This window comes from Micromonospora trifolii, from assembly GCF_022229005.1.
In the GTDB taxonomy this organism is placed as follows: Bacteria; Actinomycetota; Actinomycetes; order Mycobacteriales; family Micromonosporaceae; genus Micromonospora; species Micromonospora trifolii.
The window spans coordinates 50,887-64,318 of sequence record NZ_JAKKFD010000010.1 but is presented as its reverse complement, the minus strand read 5'-3'; the positions used below and the strand labels follow the sequence as shown (position 1 = coordinate 64,318).

Here is a 13,432-nt window from a genome sequence, read left to right as displayed (position 1 = left end):
GCCCTGTCGGGTGACCGACAACAGGCGCGAGGGCCTGTGGAAAACCCGCTAGATCCTGTGGATAGCGCTGGACAGCGGCTTGGCCGCCTGTGGACAACGATCGACCGAACGCGAAGGTGCGGTCACGATTCGTGACCATGAGCCGCACCGCACTGCCCCGGCCCACACTGCTGCCCGGCCTCAACCGGCTCTGGCGGAACCGGCACACTCTCCAGCTCGGCGTCGGCCCTGGGCCGGCCGTCCTCCTGGAGTTGGCAAACCCCCGCGCCGCCCACCTGCTCGACCTGCTCGACGGCACCCGCAGCGAGCGCGCCGTGCTGGCCCAGGCGCCGGCCGCCCAGGTCAGCGCCGACGACGCGCGTACCCTGCTCGACACCCTGCGGGCCGCCGGCCTGTTGGTGCCCGCGCACAGCCTGCTCCCCCGCGACCTGACCGGTCCGGTCCGTGCCCGGCTCGCGGCGGAGGCCGGCGCCCTGGCCCTGGCCGCCGCCCGGCTGCCCGGCAGCCCTGCGCAGGTCCTGCGTCGGCGGCGGGCGGCCCGCGTCCTGCTCAGCGGCGCCGGCGCGCTCGGCGGGCCGCTGACGGTGGCGTTGGCCCAGTCCGGCGTGGGGCAGGTGATTCCCCAGCTCACCGGCCCGGTACGCCCCGTCGACCTGATCGGCACGGGCATCCCCGCCACCGAGCTGGGTCGCCCGCTGGCACCGGCGGTGCGAGGTGCGGTCAACCGTGTCGCACCGGGCACCGGCACCCACCCCAGCCGCGCCGGACGGATCGACCTGGTGATCCAGCTCGGCACGGACCGGCCTCCCGCGCTGCTCGCCGCCGGCCTCGCCCAGCGCCGGCAACCGCACCTGCTGGTCACGCTGCGAGAGGGCGTACCGGTGATCGGGCCGTTGGTCCGCCCACCCGCCGGGCCCTGCCTGCACTGCGTCGAGCTGCACCGGGCCGACCGCGACCCGGACTGGCCCCGGCTCGCCGCGCAGCTCGCCGCCGCCGACCCGGTGGCCGCCGGAACGACCGGCACGCTGCTCGCCGCCTGCGGGTACGCGCTGGCCGAGGCGCTGACGCAGCTGGACGGCGGCCAACCGGAGACGCTGGGTAGCGCCATGGAGATCACCGGTGCCGGCCGTTTCCGTCGTCGGGGTTGGCCGCCACACCCGGCCTGTGGGTGCTCGCGGGGCCGAGTGTCCGCACCAGCCCGGCCGCAGAGCAGCAGCGGGGCCCTCCGGTCGGTAACAATGACCGAGTGACCGACATCCCGCGCCGCGCCGTGTCCCGCACCGCCAAGCTCGCCGCCCTGCCGCTCGGCTTCGCCGGCCGGACCGTTCTCGGGATGGGGAAGCGCGTCACCGGGCTGGCCTCCGACGTGATCTCCGCGGAGATTCAGCAGCGCACCGCCGAGCAGCTGTTCAGTGTGCTGGGCCAGCTCAAGGGCGGGGCGATGAAGTTCGGCCAGGCGCTGTCGGTCTTCGAGGCCGCGTTGCCGGAGGAGATCGCCGCGCCCTACCGCCAGGCGCTGACGAAGTTGCAGGAGGCGGCACCGCCGCTGCCGGTCGCCAGCGTGCACAAGGTGCTGGCCGAGCAGCTCGGCCCCGACTGGCGGGACCTGTTCGTCGAGTTCAACGACGTCCCGGCCGCCGCCGCCAGCATCGGCCAGGTGCACCGGGCCCGCTGGCGCGAGCCGGGCTTCGACGAGTCGGGCGAACCGAACAGCCGCGACGTGGCGGTCAAGATCCAGTATCCGGGGGCCGGCGACGCCCTGCTCGCCGACCTCAAGCAGCTCTCCCGACTGGGCGGAATGTTCCGGGCCATCCAGCCCGGCCTGGACGTGAAGCCGCTCCTGGCCGAGCTGCGCGAACGGATCACCGAGGAACTGGACTACGAGTTGGAGGCCGAGTCGCAGCGCGCCTTCGCCACCGCGTACGCCGACGACCCGGAGATCTACATCCCGGACGTGATCAACGCCTCGCCCCGGGTGCTGGTCACCGAATGGGTGACGGGCACGCCGCTGGCCGACATCATCCGCGAGGGCACCGAGGAGGACCGGGACGAGGCGGGCCGGTTGATGGCCACCCTGCACCTGTCCGCGCCGCAGCGGGCCGGGTTGCTGCACGCCGACCCGCACCCGGGAAACTTCCGGCTGCTGCCCGACGGCCGACTCGGGGTGATCGACTTCGGTGCGGTGGCCCGGATGCCGGAGGGCACCCCGGCGCCGATCGGTCGTATCGCCGCGATGGCCCTGCGCGGCGATGCCGACGAGGTCGTGGCGGGGCTGCGGTCGGAAGGGTTCATCGGCTCGACCGACGAGATCGACGCCGAGGGAGTGCTCGACTTCATCCGCCCCATGCTGGAGCCCATCGCGGCGGACGGCTTCCGGTTCACCCGGGCCTGGCTACGGGCCGAGGCGGGTCGACTGGCCAGCCCTCGCTCCCCCACGTACCAGCTGAGCAGGCAGCTCAACCTGCCACCGTCGTACCTGCTGATCCACCGGGTGACGCTCGGGTCGATCGGGGTGCTCTGCCAGTTGGAGGCGAAGGCCCCCTACCGGAGCATCCTGGAGCGCTGGCTGCCCGGCTTCGCCCCGGTCGCCTGACCACGACGAGGCCCGGTCGCCTGACGACATGGGGAAGGGCGGGTGCCGGTCGGCACCCGCCCTTCTGCGTGCAGTGGTACTAGAGAACGCCCAGGTCGCGAGCCGCCTGGTTGCGGCCGGTCATGGCGACGGTACGGGCGGATCGGGTTGCCTCAGTGCTCGTGGTGGTACGACCGGCCTGAGGCCGGCGCATTCGAGCCCGGGTCAACGCTTCGTGGAGTAGTTGCATCTCGAAGGCTCCACTCGGAACGTTCAACATCGTTTTCTCACTCACTGCCGGTGTGCCACCGGCGTAGTTGGAACGGGTCGGGAACATGTCAGGCTGCCAGCCGGACCGCGCCACGCACCTCGGACAGCCCACTGGCCGCCAGGCGCGCCTCGGCCTCGACCCGAAGCTCGGCGTCACGGGCGACGTCCTCCTTACGCGGACGGCCACGGGGCCGCTTACGCGGGACAACCGCGCCACGCTCGAAGATCTCGCCGCCCCAGACGCCCCACGGCTCCGCTCGCTCAACGGCTCCGGCCAGGCACTCGACACGCAGCGGGCAGTCCCCGCAGAGTGACTTGGCCAGTTCGAGCTCGGTGGGCGAGTCGGAGAACCACAGGTCGGGGTCGAACTTCCGGCAGGGCAGGTTCGCCTCCATCTCGACGCTCATGTCGAGGGGGGCCAACGCCAGACTCATCTCCCGGTCACCTCTCTCTCACTTCGATCTCGTGGATCGCATTCCGACGTACTTACGGCGGGCAAAAAACTGAGGCCGCGGATCCCGGTAAGCGGGTTCCGCGGCCTCGAGGTGAGCCGGAGTCTGATGGTCAGACCGGTTTACCTCGAGGTGGAACGCCGCGGACATCCATGCGCTTCTTGGCGACTCGGATGCCATTGCCCGTGAAGCCACTGGTCCCCTCGACTCCAGCGGGCGCGACGGTCAGGATCAGCTCGGCCTGAACCTGGTGCACCTGTGGAACCGACGGTTGTGCAGCCGCGAGGGCCACCCGGACAGCCGACAGCGGAGCGCAGACAGACGGCATCGCCGCCAGACGCTCATAGGTGAAGATCTTCACGGGACCCACCTCCCTCACGTTCCTCGTATCGACTGGACCGACCCCGTGAGCAGCCGGAATGGCGCCGCTCGCGTGGTGTGTTCTGAGGCTATTCCTCGCGCCGGGGCGAGGGCAAACGAATTTACGACGAGATTTCGAAAGTTTTCTCCGGGCAGACATCGTCCACCCCGGCACCGGCCACGAGTGCCAGCACCGACTCCCCGTAGAGGCCCAGCTTCCGCGGGCCGATACCGGCGATGGCGATCAACTCTTCCGACCGGCCCGGTCGCCGCTCGGCCAACGCGACGAGCGTCGCGTCGGTGAAGACCACGTACGCCGGGACCTTCTGTGCCCCGGCCACCCGCTGCCGCCACTCGCGCAGCCGTTCGTGCAGCTCATCGTCTATGTCGGACGGGCAGGTAGGACAGCGGCCGAGCTTGCGGTCCGGGCCGGCGAGCAGGGTGGCGCCGCAGATCCGGCAGGAGACGATCTGGGTTCGCCGCCGCTCGGGACGACCGGCCGGACCGGTGCCCCCGGTCGCCCGTTCGGTGCCGCCGGAGCGGTCCAGCTGGGGCAGGAACCGCGACGGCCGCCGGGCCCGTCCGCCCGGCGAGCGCGCCGCGGCGTACGACAACCACAGCCACTCCCGGGCGCGGGTGATCCCGACGTAGAGCAGCCGACGCTCCTCCTCGACCTGTTCGACGGTCTTGGCGTACGTGGTGGGCAAAGTGCCCTCGGCGAGGCCGACCAGGAAGACCGCGTCCCACTCCAACCCCTTCGCCGAGTGCAGGGACGCCAGCGTCACGCCGTCCACCGTCGGCACGTGCTGCTGGGCGGCCCGGCGCGCCAACTCCTCGGTGAAGTCGGTGAGGGTGACCGGGCGCTCCACCGAGGCGGCCTCACCGATCGGCACCACCTCGGGGGTGGCCGCGTACTCCTCGGCGAGCTGGACCAGCGCGGACAGCGCCTCCCACCGCTCGCGGGCCGCTCCGCCGGCCGGGGGCGCGTCCGGTGCCCAGCCGACGGCGGTGAGCGCCTCGACGACGGCGGCCGGCAGCGGTGTCTCCCCCGGGATCGAGCGGGTGGCGGCACGCAGCGCGATCATCGCCTGGCGCACCTCGGTCCGTTCGAAGAACCGCTCCGCGCCCTGCACGACGTACGGCACCGCGGCCTCGGTGAGCGCCTTCTCGTACGCCTCGGACTGCGCGTTGACCCGGAACAGCACGGCGATCTCCTTCGCCGGCGTGCCCGCGTCGATCAGCGCGCGGCAGCGCGCGGCCACCGCGTTCGCCTCGGCCGGCTCGTCGGTGAAGATCCGCAGGTCGGGCTCGGGGCCGGGTGGGCGCTGCCCGCTCAGCTCCAGCCGTAACCGCGCCTCGGTGCCCCGGGCCTGCGAGATCACCGCGTTGGCCAGCCCGACCACCTGCGGGGTGGAGCGGTAGTCGCGGACCAGCCGCACCACCGTGGCGTTGCGGTGCCGGCGGGGAAAGTCGACCAGGTACGCGGAGGTCGCCCCGGTGAACGAGTAGATCGTCTGGCTGGCGTCGCCGACCACTGTCAGGTCGTTGCGGCCGGCCAACCAGGCCTCCAGCAGCCGCTGCTGGAGCGGGTTGACGTCCTGGTACTCGTCGACCACGAAATGCCGGTACTGGGTGCGGATCTGCTCGCCGACGTCCGGGTGCTCCTCGATGCCCCACACCGCGGCCCGCAGCATGTCCTCGAAGTCGATCACACCGTTCGACCGCTTGAGCTGCTCGTACGCGGTGAACACGTCGGCAACCTTGGTCGGCTCGTGCGGTGTGTCGCGCAGCGCCCGGGCCGCGGCCACGACGTAGTCCGTCGGCTCGATCAGCGACGACTTCGCCCACTCGATCTCGCCGGCCAGGTCACGGGCGGCGGCCCGGTCGGTACGCAGGCCGACCCGGGCGGCAGCGAGGGTGACCAGTCGTACCTTGCTGTCCAGCAGTTCGGGCATGGCGCGGCCGGCCAACAGCCGGGGCGCGAAGTACCGCACCTGACGCAGCGCCGCCGCGTGAAATGTCCGCGCCTGGACACCCTGCGCGCCGAGCAGAGTGAGACGGTGTCGCATCTCGGCGGCGGCGCGGGCGGTGAAGGTGACAGCGAGCACGTGCCGGGGAGAGATCTCCCCGGAGAGCGCCCGGTGGGCGATTCGGGAGGTGATCGCCCGGGTCTTGCCGGTGCCGGCGCCAGCCAGGATGCAGACCGGGCCGGCAGGTGCGGTCACGGCGGATCGTTGCTCAGGGTCCAGCCCGGCGAGCACCTGTTCCGACGCTGAGTGAACCACCACAACCAGGAATCATCTCAGCTCCTCCCAGCGTTGCAGCGAACAGGCTCGGCTTGATCCGCAAGCCGCGGCCGGAGGAGTTGGAGGATCCGAGGATGCTGACGATGTATTCCACCCCCTGGTGCGGCTACTGCCACCGGCTGAAGTCGCAGCTCGACCGGGAGGGCATCGGGTACGAGGTGGTCGACATCGAGCAGGACCCGAAGGCCGCGGATTTCGTGATGAGCGTCAACGGCGGTAACCAGACGGTGCCGACGCTGCGCTTCGCCGACGGCAGTGCCCTGACGAATCCCTCGATCACCCAGGTGAAGCAGCACCTGGAGACGCTCAACGCCTGATCTGCCGGTTCATTTTCGGTGCGCGGCCGCCCCAGCCGGGGCGGCCGCTCGTCGTGTTCGGGAACGGGTCACTGTGGCGACGGTCGGTGGGTGCCGGAAGCCCGGGTCGGTCGGCGTCCTCGACCGGTCGGCGGGGCGCCGGGAGCGTCGGGCGGGTGGGCGGCGTCGGCGGGCGGGCCCCGGCCGGCGCGCTCAGGTGCCGACCCCGCCACAGGTAGCTGCCGGCGGCCAGCGTGGCCACGCCGACCAGCGCGAACAGCAACCGGTAGTCCAGGAACCCGACCAGCAGGGCGCCCGCCCCGATGGAGAACGCCTGCGGTCCGCTGACCACCGCCTGGGTGGCCGCGGCCACCCGGCCGACCAGCGATGGCGGGGTGCGGCGCTGGATCAGCGTGTGCAACCCCACCATCGTCAGCGGGAGCGACACCCCGGCCAGCAGCACCGCCGCGAACCCGAGCCGCAGATCGGGGTACGCGAGCGCGAGCGCGGCCGGCGAGAAGAACGCGACCCCGGCGGCCAGCGTGCCGACCTCTCCGAGCCGGCGGACGAGCGTCGGTGAGCAGAGCCCACCGAGCAACCCACCGACGCCCTGCACGGTGACCAGCACGCCCACGAACGCGGCATCCCGGTTCAGCCCCTGGTCGACATAGGCGAAGATGAGCGACTCGCTGAAGCCCATCACCAGCGACCCGAGCCCGTAGCCGAGCAGGGCCCGCCGCAGGGCCGGCTCGCCGGCCAGGTGCCGCAGGCCGGCGCCCAACTCGGCCGGCCACCGCAGCCGTACGGCCGGTGGCAGCTGTTGCGGGGTGGGCAGCGCGGTGACCACCGCCGCCGCGGTCAGAAATCCGACCATGCCGATTCCGGCCAGCACCCACCCGCCGAGCGCCGCGTAGAGCGCCGCGCCCACCAGCGGGCCGACCAGTCGAATCCCCTGGCGCACTGTCTGGAGCACGCCGTTCGCGTCGGCCAGCAGCTCGACCGGCACCATCTCGCGGATGAGCCCACTGAGCGCCGCGCCGAGCGTGATGGACGAGAGTCCGTACAGGGCGGCCACCAGGTAGACGACCCAGATGTCGCCCGCGTCGCGCACTGTGAACAACGGGGCGAGCAGGGCTGCGGTCAGCACGTTCGCGGCCACGAAGAACGGCCTGCGCGGGTAGCGGTCGACGACCCAGCCGACCAGGGGCGCCAGCGTCATCGGCGCGATGACCGCGAAGATCGTGGCGCCGGCCAACCCGTTCGAGCCAGTCAGATCCTTGACCCAGATGGCGAGTGCGAGCAGCAGGATCGACTCGGCGGTCATGCTGGCCAGCAGGCCGCCGAAGAGCAGGCGGAAGTCGGGTCGGCGCAGGATCGTGCGCATGGGGTCCCTCCGGCGGGATGGCGTGCCCAGATGGGCGAGGTCGACGGGCCGCGACCGCGGGTCCGTCGTCATCCGGCATTCCCGTGGTGCGATTTTCGCAAGACACGCCCTCGCCGGAACCTCCGACACCGGTCGCGCCGTCCATACTGACCGTGGGGGGCGAATTTCATACAGTTACCGTCGCGTCTGCGGCGGTCGACGGGAAAGAGGACACTGTGCCTCCTGCCGCACCCAGCCCGATCCTGCGTCGTCGCCGGTTGGGCATCGAGCTGCGCCGCCTACGTGAGGCCGCTGGCCTCACCGGCGATCAGGTCATCGAGCGTATCGGTTGGGCCTCCGCGTCCAAACTGTCCCGCTTGGAGAACGGCCGCAGCCGACCGGACCCGCAGGACGTCGGCGACCTGCTCGACCTCTACGGCGCCGACCAGGCGCTGCACGACGAGCTGCTGGGCATCACCAACGAGGCCGGCGACATGCGCGGCTGGTTGAAGAACTTCCCGGTGATGACGCAGCAACAGCGCAGTTGGGCCGAGTTGGAGGCGGGCTGCGCGGAGATCTCCGAGTACAACCCGGTGCTGGTGCCGGGCCTGCTGCAAACCCCGGGGTACGCCCAGCTGCGAATCGTGTCGGCCCGGCAGGTGAACGCGGGCGCGGGCGAGCCGGAGCCCGGCGACGAGCCGGAGACCGAGGTGCAGGCCCGGCTGGCCCGCCAGTCGCTGCTGACCCGCGAACCGCACGCTCCCCGCTACACAGCCGTGTTGGAGGAGGCGGCTCTCGGCCGTCGCGCCGGGCCGCCGGAGGTGCTGCACGAGCAACTGCTCCAACTCTGCGAGTTGGCGTTGCTGCCCAACGTGGCCCTGCACGTGCTGCCGCGGGATACCCAGATCGGAAATTGGTACCTTCCGCCGACCGCCTTCTCGGTCTATCGGTTCGCCGATCCCCTCGATCCGGAGACATTGGCCATCGAAGGTGGCTTCACCGACGTCATGTCGACCGAGTCAATCACGCTAAATCGCTATAAAGTGGTGTTCGAGTGGCTATGCACGGCGGCACTTAACGCTTCGGACACCCTCTCCTGGCTGATCGAGGCGACGGGACGGCTGACCGAGGCAACGCCCCCATCCACAGTGGCGTTCGGGCCGGCAACGGCGCCGACCCAACGCCGCCGGGAATCAGGGCGACTGACGGACCGGTGATCCACGGGGGACCCTCCGTCGGGACGTGCGGCACCACTCGTCCCATCGGATCGCTGCACATCAGGAGCAGAACCATGAACGACATCCGCAACACGCCGTCCGTCTCCGCCCACTCGTTGGCGGACGCCCCGTGGCGTACCAGCACACGTAGCCAGACCTCCAACTGCGTGGAGGTCGCCCCACTCGCCACCGGCCCGTCGGCGGTCGCCCTGCGCGACAGCAAGGACCGGGGCGGCCCGGTGCTGCTGTTCAACCGCACGGGATGGCTCGGTTTCATCACCGGGGCGAAGAAGGGCCAGTTCGATCTGAACTGATTTCAGTGACTGGTACGGGGCCGTCGGCGCACTGCCGGCGGCCCCGTCGCTTTGCGACCCGGCGACCCTGCTGAGCAGCCATCGGCTAATCGGACGAGGCTCGAAACCGATAGGCGCGTTTCAGTTGCTGGGACGAACACGGGGCGTAACATGGCCCTCGAGTACGTGGAACTTCCACACTGGCTCATCCGTCGCGGTTCATCCGGAGACCCTCATGCGGTTCCTGATCGTTCGCACCGACATCCGCGCCGTCGCTGACGGGGACATCGCCGCCGCCTGGGCGGACGGCCACCGACTTCGCGACGAGACGACCACGCCCGAGCCACGCCGGCAGATCGTGCACGCCGAGGACCGGGACGCCGCGCTGCTGCTGGCCCGGGCCCTGGCCACCGTCGGTGCGGTCCGCGCCGGCAAGCAACGGGTCAAGGTCCTCCCGCTCGTCGAGTCGCGGCCCGCCTTCCGACACAGACCGGGCCGCACCGGCACCTGATTTTCACAGGTCGTCCGTCGTGGTCGGACCGGCTCCCCCGCCGCGTTACTCGCACCCGCCGACCACGACGGCCCGTGTTCCCGGCCCGTGACCGCCGCGGCAACGGCGGCCACGGGCCGGGACCGTGCTCAGCGGTCGGCGTCCACCCAGCCGTCGAGCCAGCGGTGAATGAGGAACAGCGCGATCGACGACGGAGGCGGCAGGATCAGCCTGGCCCCGTCGCCCACGTCCACCGTCTGCCCGGCCAGCGCCGCCCCGATCTCCCGCCGGGAGAACCACCGGGCGTACGCGATCTCGGACGGGTCGACCCGCACCGGCTCGGTCGGGTTCGCGGTGGCCAGGAAACCCAGCATCAGCGAGCCCGGGAACGGCCAGGCCTGGCTGCCCACGTACCCGATGCGTTCGACCCCGATGCCCACCTCCTCGCGGACCTCGCGCAGCACGGCCGCCTCCGCCGACTCGCCCGGCTCCACGTAGCCGGCCAGGCAGGAGTAACGGCGACCACCCGGGGTGCCCTGCCAGCCGGCGTTGTTGCCGAGCAGGCAGCGACCGTCGGGGCCGTCCACGCCGTCGTGGACGAGCACGATCATCGCCGGGTCGGTACGCGGCCAGATCCGCCCACCATTACGGTCCACCCGCGACCAACCGGCCTCGTCCATAGCGGTCGGCGCGCCGGTGCTCGTCGAGTAACCGTGTCGGGTGTGCCAGTTGACCAGCGCCAACGCGGTGGTGAAGATGCCGGCCTCCCGGTCGGCGAGCAGGTGACCCACCTCCCGGAGGTGGACCGCCCGGGTCCCCGGGATCGTCGGAAGAGGCGTGTCGACAGCGAATACCGGCACCCCGTCCGGCTCGACACCCAGGAACATCGCCATCGACTCGGACCCGGCGGGCACGTCACCCGCCCCGAACAGCACCAACGTCGGCGGCGACGTCTCGGTGCGAGCCAGCGTCCGACCCTCGTCGGTCGAATCGAGCAGCAGCACCCGGGCGCGCAACCACGCCTCGGTCAACCACTGCGAGTCACCCCGCCGGTGCGCTGCCCGATCCAGCGTGGACCGCGCCAACGGCGGCGCCGCCTCCCCGCTCACGCCAGCGCTCCCCTGCTGAGCCCCATGGTTCGCTCGCTCACGCCTTCTGCTCGGTGTGAACCGTGGTCAGCGCGGCCAGCCCCGGGGTGATCCGCTCCGCATCGCCGAGCACCACGATCGCCGCTCGGGCCGGGGCCAGGTAGCGGGCCGCCGCCTGCGCGACGTCGTCGATGCTCGCCTTCGCCAATCTCGCCGCGTACTCGGCGAGGAAGTCCAGGCGCAGACCGTTCCCGGCGTACGCGCTGGTCAACGCCGCCAATCCGGCCTGGGTGGACATGCCGAGCTGGAGGGTGCCCAGGGCGTACTGCCGGGCCTGCTCCAACTCCTCGGGCTTCGGCGGCAGCGACGCCAACCGACCCAGCTCGTACGTCGTCTCCAGCAGAGCCGGGCCGGTGACCTCGGTGGCCACGTCGGCGGCGGCGACCAGCACCGACCCGGCGACGGAATGCTCGATCACCGAGTGCGGGCCGTAGGTGTAGCCCTTGTCCTCGCGGATGTTCTCCACCCACCGGGAGGAGAAGTAGCCGCCGAAGATCAGGTTGGCCAGTTGCAGCGGGGCGTGGTCATTGTCGGTGCGCGACACCGCCGGCAGCGCGATCCGCAGCGAGGACTGCACCGACCCCGGCCGGTCGACCAGCAGCAGCGGCCCCGGCTCCAGCGGCGGGGTCGCCGGCAGCTCGGCCACCCGCCCGGCACCCGACCAGCCGCCGAGCGCCCGCTCGGCCGCGTCCAGCGCCTTCTCCGGCTGTACGTCACCGACCAGCACCAACTGCGCTCCGGTCGGGTGGACCCGCTCCGAGTGCAGGGTGCGCAGCGCCGCCGGTCGGACGGCCCGGATCTGGCCGGGCTCCGGCGTCTGCGTCGCGTACGGGTGCCGGCCGTAGATCCGCTTGAGCAGCGCCTCCCGGGCCAGGTGCGCCGGTTGGCTCTGCGCCACCTGGATCCGGTCCACCAGCCGGTCCCGTTCGGTGGCCACCTCGTCGCTGGGGTAGCTGGCACCGGTCAGCACCTCGGCCAGCAGCTCCAGCATCCGGTCCAGACCGGTGACCAGGCCGGCGCCGGAGAGCATCAGCCGGTCCGGGTCGACGCCCGCGGAGAGCCCGCCGCCCACCTTCTGCAACTCGGCGGCGATCTGCACGCTGGTCATCGACTCGGTGCCGGAGAGCATCGTCTGCGAGAGCATCGCGCCGCGGGCCAGGTGGACCCGGCCGAACGGCACCCAGAGTCGCAGTTCGACAAGGGGTACGGCGGGCCGGCGTACGGCGATCACGGTGAGACCGTTGCTCAGCGTGCGCTCGGCCTGCTTGGGCACCGTGAGCTTGCGGGTCGGCCCGAGCGGCGGCAGCGTACGCGGCCCGACCGGAGCAGTGGTGGTCGTCGTGACACTCATCGGGCGCCTCCGGCGATGACCTCGATGGCGGCCCGGCGCTCCGGGCGCACTGTGGCCGCGGCGGCCCGGACCTGCTCCTCGGTGACCTCGCCGACCAGCCGGGGCAGTTCGTTGAGCAGGCCCGGTTCGCCCCGTTGCTGCTCCAGCACGGCCATCCGCAGCGCCCGACCGAGCACCGCGTCGGTGTCCCGCAGCAGGTGGGTCGCCATCCGGGCCTGGGTGCGGGCCAGCTCACCGTCGGTCAGCCCGTCGGTGGCCAGTCGGTCCAGCTCCTCGTCGATGGTGCGCAGCACCTTGTCCACATCCCCACCGGGCGGCAGGTGCGCCTGCAACAGCAGCGCGGTGGGGTCGCGGACGTCGAACGGGTCACCCATGAAACCGAGGTACCCGCCGAGGCTGGTCACCGTGCGGTCGCGCTGCACCAGTCGCTCGACCAGCCGCGACGCGTCGCCGTCGGTGAGCACCTCGGCCAGCACCACGTACGGCAGGTAGCCGGCGAAGTCGGTGACCGGGTCGGGCACGCGCCAGGCGCCGGCCACCGCCGGCAGCGGCGCCAGGGCATCGGTGTACGAGGTGCGCCGCTCGGCGCTCAGGTCGGGCTCGGTGAAGTCGGGCCGTTGCGGTGCCGGTCGGGCCGGCACGTCGCCGAAGTGCCGGGTGACCAGCTCGGTCGCCTCGGCCACGTCGATGTCGCCGCTCACGGCCAGCACGGCGTTGCCGCTGGCGTAGTAGCGGCGGAAGAAGTCCGCGGCGTCGGCGACGGTCGCCGACTCCAGGTCGTCGAAGGAGCCGTAGCCGTCGTGGGCGTTCGGGAACGTGTCGAACATGACCGGAGGCAGAGCGAGCCAGGGGAAGCCGCCGTACGGCCGGTTGAGGACGTTGACCCGGATCTCCTCCTTGACCACGTCGACCTGGTTACGCAGGTTCTCCTCGGTCAGCCGGGGGCCCCGCATCCGGTCCGCCTCCAGGAACAGCGCGCGTTCCAGCGCGTTGCTCGGCAGCGTCTCGAAATAGTCGGTGTAGTCCAGGTGGGTGGAGCCGTTGAAGGTGCCACCCGCGCCCTGCACGTGCCGGAAGTGGGCCAACTTCTCCAGGTTCTCCGAGCCTTGGAACATCAGGTGCTCGAAGAGGTGGGCGAAGCCGGTACGCCCCTCCGGTTCCGAGCGGATGCCGACGTCGTAGACCACCGCCACCCCGATCACCGGGGCACTGCGATCGGGGGTGAGCACCACCCGCAGGCCGTTGTCGAGGGTGAACCGCTCGACCGGATACTTCGTCGCTGGAATTCTGGATCTCCGCGCCGCCACGGAGTCG

The 13,432-nt window shown here is 71.6% G+C and carries 13 protein-coding genes; 6 read left to right on the top strand and 7 right to left on the bottom strand.

What is annotated here, in order from left to right; all coding sequences use genetic code 11:
* The first annotated feature begins 137 nt into the window (after positions 1-137).
* Entirely contained in the window at positions 138-1,250 is a 1,113-nt protein-coding gene (locus NIE79_RS07335) for a TOMM precursor leader peptide-binding protein (RefSeq protein WP_238677818.1), read from the top strand.
* Positions 1,247-2,593, top strand: a complete 1,347-nt coding sequence (locus NIE79_RS07330) for an ABC1 kinase family protein (protein ID WP_238677817.1) — start codon at positions 1,247-1,249, stop codon at positions 2,591-2,593. The genes NIE79_RS07335 and NIE79_RS07330 overlap by 4 nt, the downstream gene beginning before the upstream one ends.
* A gap of 317 nt (positions 2,594-2,910) precedes the next feature.
* Here the strand turns inward: NIE79_RS07330 and NIE79_RS07325 are convergent, their stop codons facing one another.
* From NIE79_RS07325 to NIE79_RS07315, 3 genes are all read right to left on the bottom strand, one after another.
* Positions 2,911-3,276, bottom strand: a complete 366-nt coding sequence (locus NIE79_RS07325; RefSeq protein WP_030490434.1) for a WhiB family transcriptional regulator — start codon at positions 3,274-3,276, stop codon at positions 2,911-2,913.
* A gap of 130 nt (positions 3,277-3,406) precedes the next feature.
* Positions 3,407-3,655 (bottom strand): hypothetical protein, encoded by a 249-nt coding sequence (locus tag NIE79_RS07320; RefSeq protein ID WP_238677816.1) that lies wholly within the window; start codon positions 3,653-3,655, stop codon positions 3,407-3,409.
* A 121-nt stretch (positions 3,656-3,776) separates the two neighbouring features.
* A complete protein-coding gene (locus NIE79_RS07315; RefSeq protein WP_238677815.1) occupies positions 3,777-5,942 on the bottom strand; it encodes an ATP-dependent DNA helicase UvrD2 in 2,166 nt (721 codons plus the stop codon).
* Positions 5,943-6,034: 92 nt separating this feature from the next.
* Between NIE79_RS07315 and NIE79_RS07310 the strand changes: the two genes are divergently transcribed.
* Positions 6,035-6,277, top strand: a complete 243-nt coding sequence (locus tag NIE79_RS07310; RefSeq protein ID WP_112681335.1) for a mycoredoxin — start codon at positions 6,035-6,037, stop codon at positions 6,275-6,277.
* Here NIE79_RS07310 and NIE79_RS07305 read toward each other — a convergent pair.
* Positions 6,267-7,640, bottom strand: coding sequence for an MFS transporter (locus tag NIE79_RS07305; protein ID WP_372471418.1), 1,374 nt, complete (start codon positions 7,638-7,640; stop codon positions 6,267-6,269). The genes NIE79_RS07310 and NIE79_RS07305 overlap by 11 nt on opposite strands.
* 215 nt (positions 7,641-7,855) lie before the next feature.
* On the opposite strand from NIE79_RS07305, the gene NIE79_RS07300 reads away from it, so the two are divergent.
* The 3 genes from NIE79_RS07300 to NIE79_RS07290 all read left to right on the top strand — a co-directional run bounded on the left by NIE79_RS07300 (position 7,856) and on the right by NIE79_RS07290 (position 9,640).
* Entirely contained in the window at positions 7,856-8,836 is a 981-nt protein-coding gene (locus tag NIE79_RS07300) for a helix-turn-helix domain-containing protein (protein ID WP_238677814.1), read from the top strand.
* 74 nt (positions 8,837-8,910) lie between these two features.
* Entirely contained in the window at positions 8,911-9,150 is a 240-nt protein-coding gene (locus tag NIE79_RS07295) for a DUF397 domain-containing protein (RefSeq protein WP_124822952.1), read from the top strand.
* A 214-nt stretch (positions 9,151-9,364) separates the two neighbouring features.
* Positions 9,365-9,640, top strand: coding sequence for a hypothetical protein (locus tag NIE79_RS07290; RefSeq protein WP_238677813.1), 276 nt, complete (start codon positions 9,365-9,367; stop codon positions 9,638-9,640).
* 128 nt (positions 9,641-9,768) lie between these two features.
* Here NIE79_RS07290 and nudC read toward each other — a convergent pair whose 3' ends face one another.
* From nudC to NIE79_RS07275, 3 genes are read right to left on the bottom strand one after another with little or no spacing between them, the layout of a single operon-like run.
* Positions 9,769-10,728: an NAD(+) diphosphatase gene (gene nudC, locus NIE79_RS07285; protein ID WP_238677812.1), complete on the bottom strand. Its 960-nt coding sequence runs from the start codon at positions 10,726-10,728 to the stop codon at positions 9,769-9,771.
* Between the two features lie 37 nt (positions 10,729-10,765).
* Positions 10,766-12,118, bottom strand: a complete 1,353-nt coding sequence (locus NIE79_RS07280; protein ID WP_238677811.1) for a M16 family metallopeptidase — start codon at positions 12,116-12,118, stop codon at positions 10,766-10,768.
* Complete coding sequence (locus NIE79_RS07275) at positions 12,115-13,425, bottom strand: M16 family metallopeptidase (protein ID WP_238677810.1); 1,311 nt, start codon at positions 13,423-13,425, stop codon at positions 12,115-12,117. The genes NIE79_RS07280 and NIE79_RS07275 overlap by 4 nt, the downstream gene beginning before the upstream one ends.
* Between the last annotated feature and the right edge of the window lie 7 nt (positions 13,426-13,432).

Coding starts and splice junctions, on each gene's coding strand:
- NIE79_RS07335 (WP_238677818.1), top strand. CDS start 138: ATGAGCCGCACCGCACTGCCCCGGCCCACACTGCTGCCCGGCCTCAAC.
- NIE79_RS07325 (WP_030490434.1), bottom strand. CDS start 3,276: ATGAGTCTGGCGTTGGCCCCCCTCGACATGAGCGTCGAGATGGAGGCG.
- NIE79_RS07310 (WP_112681335.1), top strand. CDS start 6,035: ATGCTGACGATGTATTCCACCCCCTGGTGCGGCTACTGCCACCGGCTG.
- NIE79_RS07305 (WP_372471418.1), bottom strand. CDS start 7,640: ATGCGCACGATCCTGCGCCGACCCGACTTCCGCCTGCTCTTCGGCGGC.
- NIE79_RS07295 (WP_124822952.1), top strand. CDS start 8,911: ATGAACGACATCCGCAACACGCCGTCCGTCTCCGCCCACTCGTTGGCG.
- NIE79_RS07290 (WP_238677813.1), top strand. CDS start 9,365: ATGCGGTTCCTGATCGTTCGCACCGACATCCGCGCCGTCGCTGACGGG.
- NIE79_RS07280 (WP_238677811.1), bottom strand. CDS start 12,118: ATGAGTGTCACGACGACCACCACTGCTCCGGTCGGGCCGCGTACGCTG.